6 protein-coding genes are annotated in these 5,895 nt (G+C 69.4%); 2 read left to right on the forward strand and 4 right to left on the reverse strand.

Going from position 1 to position 5,895, the window contains the following annotated elements; genetic code table 11:
- Positions 1-112 precede the first annotated feature (112 nt).
- The gene (locus tag IE332_RS40275; protein ID WP_189926835.1) at positions 113-652 is read right to left on the reverse strand and encodes a DUF6817 domain-containing protein; all 540 of its coding nucleotides are present in this window, start codon (positions 650-652) and stop codon (positions 113-115) included.
- 531 nt (positions 653-1,183) lie between these two features.
- On the opposite strand from IE332_RS40275, the gene IE332_RS40280 reads away from it, so the two are divergent.
- Together IE332_RS40280 and IE332_RS40285 are read left to right on the forward strand one after the other, a co-directional pair.
- The gene (locus IE332_RS40280) at positions 1,184-3,412 is read left to right on the forward strand and encodes a serine/threonine-protein kinase (RefSeq protein ID WP_189926837.1); all 2,229 of its coding nucleotides are present in this window, start codon (positions 1,184-1,186) and stop codon (positions 3,410-3,412) included.
- Positions 3,413-3,730: 318 nt separating this feature from the next.
- Positions 3,731-4,219 carry a flavodoxin family protein gene (locus IE332_RS40285; protein WP_189926839.1) on the forward strand — a complete coding sequence of 163 codons (489 nt, stop codon included), beginning with the start codon at positions 3,731-3,733 and terminating at the stop codon, positions 4,217-4,219.
- Here IE332_RS40285 and IE332_RS40290 read toward each other — a convergent pair.
- The 3 genes from IE332_RS40290 to IE332_RS40300 all read right to left on the reverse strand — a co-directional run bounded on the left by IE332_RS40290 (position 4,216) and on the right by IE332_RS40300 (position 5,702).
- A complete protein-coding gene (locus IE332_RS40290; RefSeq protein ID WP_189926841.1) occupies positions 4,216-4,683 on the reverse strand; it encodes a nitroreductase family deazaflavin-dependent oxidoreductase in 468 nt (155 codons plus the stop codon). The two genes, IE332_RS40285 and IE332_RS40290, sit on opposite strands and share 4 nt — an antisense overlap.
- Before the next feature lie 94 nt (positions 4,684-4,777).
- On the reverse strand, positions 4,778-5,158 hold the full coding sequence (locus tag IE332_RS40295) for a TipAS antibiotic-recognition domain-containing protein (protein ID WP_189926843.1): 381 nt from the start codon (positions 5,156-5,158) through the stop codon (positions 4,778-4,780).
- 85 nt (positions 5,159-5,243) lie between these two features.
- The gene (locus IE332_RS40300) at positions 5,244-5,702 is read right to left on the reverse strand and encodes a VOC family protein (protein ID WP_229929321.1); all 459 of its coding nucleotides are present in this window, start codon (positions 5,700-5,702) and stop codon (positions 5,244-5,246) included.
- Between the last annotated feature and the right edge of the window lie 193 nt (positions 5,703-5,895).

Here is a 5,895-nt window from a genome sequence, read left to right on the forward strand (position 1 = left end):
GGCTGAGGACGGCCCGCGACGGGGCGTGCGGGAGTGGGAGGTCGGTCCCGCCGACTTCCCACTCCGCTCGCACAGCCTGCCCGGGAGGACCTGCCGAGATGACCTCGGACGGTCAGTGGTGGGCCTGGTCCAGCACGCTGCAGCAGTGGGCCCAGGCCGGCTCGGACAGCAGGGGCTGCCATCGGGTGAACAGGCCGAGGAGGTCCGCCCCGTGGCGGAGGCGGACCTCTGGGCTGATTGCGGCGATGTCCAGCTCGTTGGCGGCGGTGAGTTCGGCGAAGTCCCGGCGCGCTTCGAGGCCTGGACGGATCGGTGTGCCGGTGAACCGGTCGACGAATGTACCTCGGGTGTCGGTCAGCCCGCGGTAGGACGACTCGCGGTCGCAGGAGGCGTAGAGGTAGACGAGTGCTTCGGCCTCGGCGCCGATCGCCTCGACCAGTTCCGCCCGGCGCCCCAGGTCCAGCAGTGCGACCGGGAACCCGTCCGTCCCGTAGAACGCGTGACACAGCCCGGCCGACACCAGCGCCGGGCGGGCGCCCCACGAGGTGAGGAGGGCGCTGACTCGCCGCAGGTGCGCCAGCAGTGTTCCGCCGGGGTGGTCGATTCCCTCGGCTCCCGCCGCCTTCAGGATCGCCAGCGCTTCCGCGGTCATCGCGACATCACCGCAGGATCCGGTTGCTCTTGTCGCGGTGGGTTGGGTTGAGCTGGGGATTCAGCAAGGTGTCTCATCGGTCTGTCCTCGGATTCGTCTCATCGTTCTGTCGCATTGCGGGGCTGGGTGCGCCGGCGGGTGGCGAGGACGTGCGGGACGGCCGGCAGTGGTCGCGTGATCCGGGGCTTGCCGACGTTGACGTGGGGTGCGGTCTGGGTGCTCGCGGCGCGTTCGGGTGTTTTGCGGTCCTTCGCCCATTTCGGCGTGGTCCGGTGGATGGTGAACTCGCCCGGTGGGGCGAGGGCTTGGATTCGGGCTGTGCGAGGACCGCGAGGAGTTCGGCACCGTGGGCGGTGGGCGTCATGGGTCGGCTGCCAGTGTGCGTGTCTCTGCGGTGAAGCAGCTGGGTTCCGATGTCGGCCTCCAGGCGTTGGAGTCGGGTCACGCGGGCGGTCGGCCTGTGCGTGAGGCGGATGGCGCTTCTACGCTAGGAGCCGATACGACGGATTCGGGGGCAGGATGATGGGTCGTATGCTGGCGGGGCGCTACCGGCTGAGCGAGCGGATCGGTTCTGGCGGTATGGGAGTGGTCTGGCGTGCTGAGGACCTGGTGCTGCACCGTCCTGTGGCCGTCAAGACGATCGCCGCCGGCCCAGGGGTGTCGCCGGAGTCGGCGGCCCGACTGCAGCGCGAGGCACGGGCCGCGGCTGGACTGTCCGACAGTCCGCACGTCGTCACCGTGCACGACTTCGGCCAGGACGGCGACACGCTCTTCATCGTCATGGAGCTGGTCCAGGGCCGGCCCCTGGACCAGCTCCTGGCAGCCGACGGCGTGCCTTCCCCCGCGCGTGCCGTGCACTGGGCCCGACAGGTTTGCGCCGCCCTCGCCTTCGCCCATGAACGCGGAATCGTTCACCGCGACATCAAGCCCGCGAACGCGATCCTCACCCCGGACGGGACGGTCAAGGTTCTCGATTTCGGGATCGCCTGGTTCCACCCCGCCCTCGGGCTCGAGCAGTTGAGCCGGACGGACAACGTGATGGGAAGCGCGCCCTGGATGTCACCGGAACAGGCACGTGGCCGCGATATCGGCCCGGCGTCAGACTTGTACTCCCTCGGATGCCTGCTCCACCAACTTCTCACCGGCACTCCGCCCTTCGGGCAACGCGACCTGGTTTCCCAGCTGGTCGCGCACGCTTCGGAAACCCCTGAGCCACCCTCACGGACTCGGCCGGGCCTGCCCCCGGAGCTCGACGCCCTGGTCTCGGACCTTCTGGCGAAGCTACCCGAACAACGGCCGGCGTCGGCGGCGGAGGTCGCCGCGAGGCTCGGCGCGATGGGCGAACTTCTCGGCTCACAGGCCACGGTGGCCGCGCCCCCACGCCCCACGCTCCCGCCCGTCCCGCAGAGCGTGCCCGTCCCGCAGAGCGTGCCCGTCTCGAAGAGCGTGCCCGGCGACGCCTCCACGGGCGGTGGTCGGAAGGTGAGCAGGCGGACGGTACTGATAGGAGCGGGTGTCGTCGTCACGGGTGGCGCGACCGCCGTGGTCGTGCCGAAGGTCCTGGACGACGGAGGAGGGGGAAAAGGCAGCGGCTCGTCGTCGGGTGAATCCACCGGTGCCACCGTCCAGCAGGCACGGCCCCGGTGGAGTTCTCCCGAGCGGTACGTGCTCGGTCAGGTGGGCTCCGTCCTCATGTCGGGCACCGCCGAGGGGGCCGTTCTCCGGGACGCGCAGTCGGGTGCCACGCTGTGGCAGTTCCCCGACCGCACCAAGCTGATCCGCGGCGATGCGCTCGCCCTCTCCACGGACTCCGTGCTGGCCGTCGTCGAGTCCTCCGAGGAGGTGCGGTGCCTCGACATCCGCACCGGCCAGATCCGTTGGTCGCATTCCCTGAACGTCGGGGGTGGCGAAGTGAGCAACGGTACACACATCGCCGCCGCAGGGACCGCCCTGTACGTCGGGTTCGCCCGGCATCTCTGGCGCCTCGATCCCTCCAACGGCAAGGTGGTCTGGACATACCGGCTCCCTGGGGCCCTGGACGTCTTGACGGGTCTGGAGCCAACCGCCGGCGTGCTGCTGGCACGCGACACTGAGCGCGCTTGGTTCGCCGTCGCGCCGGACACGGGCAAGGAGCTGTGGACATATCCGACCACGTCCAGCAGCGAAGACCAGACGATCGCCGGCTCCGCCGACGGCCGGATCTACTTCGAGGGACAAGACGAACTGCACGTCGTCACTGCCGCCGGCGGCAAGGTCCTCGCGCCGCTCAAGGCCCAAGGCAAGATCGTCCCCGAGCACGGTCTTGTCGTCGGCAGATCATCCGATGCAGACGAGGTAGCCGCCTGGAGCCTCGCCGACGGCCGCCGCCTGTGGACCGCGGCGAATGCCCGCGTGGTGCGAATGGCAGGCACCGCCCTCCAGCTGAGAACGTTTCCCCAGGGCGTCGGCAACCGTGCCATCGACATCCGCACCGGCAGCCCCCTGTGGGAGGCAGAGGACCTGCGCGACGTCATGCCCGAGACATGGGCGGCCATACCGGTGGCCGGCCCATGGTCTTTCGCCCCTCGGAACGCCGACTCCGATCTGGTGCTGATCGATCCGGCAAGCGGCCGACGGAGCAGTCCCGTGCGGTTCCCGCAACGGACCCTGCAGGTAGCCGAGGTCATCGGCGGCACCGTGTACGCCACCTGTGACGACAGCGCGACTATCGATGGACACCTTCACAACCCGACCCTCTACGCCGTTGATCGCCCGGAGTGATGTCTCAGCGCTCTGTCGCCACCGACACGGCAGTGACGAAGTGCTGAGACTCCGACAGATCTCATGCGAACCTACAATCACCCGCCCGAACGTTCGTCTTCTGATCCGAAGCACCCAGGATCGTAGAACGGAAGCGCCCCGGCTCGAACGGCCGGACCCGGCGACGCGGTTGCGGCGCCTTCCCGGATGCCGTGTCGCGCCAGCTCGGGCCTGCCGCCGCCTCCCGGTGTGGCCGCCGTCACACGCGCGTGATGTCACGTCGGACGCCGCTACGCGGTCCTCATCTCGAAACAGAACCGCGAGAAGGGGAACGCAGCAATGAAGACCGTCATCGTGTGCGCGTCCGTGTCGCACGGCAATACGCGCCGCATCGCCGACACCATGGCCCACATCCTGGACGACGCGAAGGTCGTCTCCCCCGAGCAGGCCGGCCCGGCGGAGCTGGCCGGCGCCGACCTCATCGGGTTCGGCTCGGGTGTCTTCTACGGCAGGCTCCACCCTCAACTGACCGACTTCGTCAGGGCGCTTCCCGCCGGGCGGGGCCGGGCGTTCGTATTCGCGACCAGTGGGCTCCCGGAGATGCCGTTGGCGCCGTTCACCCGCCCGCTGGCCCGGCTCCTGGAGGGCAAGGGCTTCGAGGTGGAGGGGAGTTTCCTGTGCCGGGCGTTCGACACCTGGGCGCCGTTCAAGCTGGTGGGCGGCATCAACAAGCAGCGGCCGAACGGCGCGGACCTGGCCGGCGCCCGGGCGTTCGCCGAGCGACTGCGGGACGGGCGGCCGCAGGACGGGCGAGGGTCACTGGCCTAGCCTCGCGCTCCCGCTGCCCGAGCGGCGGCGGGCTCCAGGACGAAGACGGGGATCACCCGCTCGGTCTTCTCCTGGTACTCGGCGTACGGCGGGTACGCGGCGACCGCGCGCTCCCACCACTGGGCCTTCTCGTCCCCGGTGACCTCACGGGCCGTCATGTCCTGCCGTACGGGCCCGTCCTGGAGCTCGACGTGCGGGTCGGACGTGAGGTTGAAGTACCAGAGCGGGTGGCGTGGGAAGCCGCCGTTCGAGGCCACGGCCGCGTACCGGCCCTCGTGCTCCACGCGCATCAGCGGGCTCTTGCGGATCTTGCCGCTCTTCGCGCCGCGTGTGGTGAGGATGACGACGGGCAGGCCCGTGTCCCAGAGCGTCAGTCCCCGCGTGCCGCCCGAACTCTCGTACAGCTCGACCTGCTCGCGCACCCACGGCACCGGATTCGGCGCGTACTCGCCCTCAAGAGGCATCGCGTTCATCCTGTCGTCACGTCAACCCCCGGGCGGGGAAGCCTATCGGGTGCCTGCCGGGAGCAAGCCGCAGGCGGTGCACGACACGCGGGTCCTAGGGAGTGGAATCGGCTCCCTGTTCGGCGAAGGTCCGCATCGCCTCGCCCAGGAATTCCACCATCTTCGGGTGGTAGGCGTTGTGGAATTCCCGCATGGCGTCGTCCTCGGCGTAGAAGAGCGCCATGCCGGCGTAGGCGCGCATGCTGGGGGTGTAGAAGCGGCAGGCGATGGCGAAGTGCCGGCGGACGAGGTCCTGGATGTGCGGGTCCCCGGGCCGGGAGGTGTCCAGGTGCTCCGCGATCTCCCGGTACAGCGCGTCCCAGTCCCGGTGGACCAGGGGCCTGTCGACGTGCGCCCAATTGTCGGTCTCGGCAAGGCTTTTCGCCTGTTCCTCGGCCAGCGACCGACGGCACTCGTCCTCGTACTGATTCCCCATGTCACCAATTCCGTCGGCCTGCTGTCGATCCCGGCCGAACAGTGACACGGGCCCGCCGGGTCGGCAAACCATTTACCTGAGCGGCTCAGTCGAGGCAGAACTCGTTGCCCTCGATGTCCAGCATCCCGATGCACGACTCGTTCTCGTCATCGGCGAGCAGGACCCGCTCGCACACCGCGCCGAGTGCGACCAGCCGGTCGCGTTCGGCCTTGAGCACGGCCAGGCGTTCCTCGCCGACGAGGCCGGTGCCGACCCGGACGTCGAGGTGGACGCGGTTCTTGGCGGTCTTGCCCTCGGGGACGCGCTGGAAGTACATCCGCGGGCCCTCGCCGGTGGGGTCACTGGCCACGAAGCACGCGCCCCGCTTCTCGGGCGGCAGGGAGAGGTTGTACGCGTCCCAGGTGGCGAATCCCTCCGGCGGCTGCGGGGCGACGTAGCCCAGCACCTCGCACCAGAACCGGGCGACGCGTTCGGGGTCGGCGCAGTCGAAGGTGACCTGGAACTTCTTGACCGATGGCTTGACCGATGGCATGACCGATGGCATCCGGTCACCCTAACAGCGGGCCCTCTCCGGCTTCCGCCCGATTTCCGGCGGGAATCCCCGTGTTGGCGACTTCACGGCCGGGTGGCGGTGACCTGGACGGTGTCCTGTCCTGGCCGCCGTGTTCGCATCGGCGCTAAGGCCTGTCTGATAATTGATCTCGTGGCAGGTCGAGGTGAGTTGACGGACGCGGCGT

This window comes from Kitasatospora xanthocidica, assembly GCF_014656195.1.
Classification (GTDB): Bacteria; Actinomycetota; Actinomycetes; order Streptomycetales; family Streptomycetaceae; genus Kitasatospora; species Kitasatospora xanthocidica.